At 57.1% G+C, this 1205-nt stretch carries 1 protein-coding gene; it reads right to left on the minus strand.

The genetic code is table 11. The features are described from left to right. Positions 1–1205: SdrD B-like domain-containing protein (locus tag CRP01_RS41655; protein ID WP_185154601.1), on the minus strand; the 1205-nt coding region annotated here is incomplete at both ends.

The raw sequence follows: 1205 nt of genomic DNA on the forward strand, positions 1-1205 counted from the left end.
GTTGTAGTGCCCACCGTGGCACCATCGCCATCCAACAAGGTCACAGTAACGCCGCTAACACCCGGCTCACCCGCATCCTGGATGCCATCGCCGTTCAGGTCTTCCCAAACGTAATCACCCAGGCTCGCGCCAGTCAGAATACCAGCATCCAGATCCGTATAGTTATCGCCCGATTCCAGCGTAACTGTAGCCGTGCTGCCGTCCGCCGGATTCGCATCGCTATCCAAAGCATCATTGCCACCCGCATCCTGGTCGGTAAAATTGTAACCCATCGGCAGGTCGGAGAAAACGACTGAATAATCCCCCGGTTCCAGGTTAGTGAAGCTATAGGAACCATCCGCCGCGGTAGTCGTGGTGCCTACCGTGGCACCGTCGCCATCCAATAGGGTCACGGTAACGCCACCAACGCCCGGCTCACCCGCATCCTGGATGCCGTCGCCGTTCAGGTCTTCCCAAACGTAATCACCCAGGCTCGCGCCGGTCAGAATACCGGCATCCAGATCCGTATAATTATCGCCCGATTCCAGCGTAACCGTAGCTGTGCTACCGTCCACCGGATTAGCGTCACTATCCAATGCGTCATTGCCGCCCGCATCCTGGTCGGTGAAATCGTAACCCATCGGCAGATCGGAGAAAACGACTGAGTAGTCGCCCGGTTCCAGATCCGTGAAGCTGTAGGAACCATCCGCAGCGGTAGTCGTCGTACCTACCGTGGCACCGTCGCCGTCCAGTAAGGTCACGGTAACACCGCCAACACCCGGCTCACCCGCATCCTGGATACCATCACCGTTTAGGTCTTCCCAAACGTAGTCGCCAATAGAGGCGCCAGTCAGAATACCGGCATCCAGATCCGTATAATTATCGCCCGATTCCAGCGTAACTATAGCCGTGCTACCATCCGCAGGATTCGCATCGCTATCCAAAGTATCATCGCCACCTGCATCCTGATCGGTGAAGTTGTACCCCATCGGCAGATCGAAGAATACAACTGAATAGTCGCCCGGCTCCAGATCCGTGAAGCTGTAGGAACCGTCCGCAGCCGTGGTCGTTGTGCCTACGGTGGCGCCATCGCCATCCAACAGGGTCACGGTAACGCCACCAACGCCCGACTCACCTGCATCCTGGATGCCATCGCCGTTCAGGTCTTCCCAAACGTAATCGCCAATAGAGGCGCCAGTCAAAATACCGGCATCCAGATCCGTATA

Source organism: Flavilitoribacter nigricans DSM 23189 = NBRC 102662 (genome assembly GCF_002646595.1).
Lineage (GTDB): Bacteria > Bacteroidota > Bacteroidia > Chitinophagales > Saprospiraceae > Flavilitoribacter > Flavilitoribacter nigricans.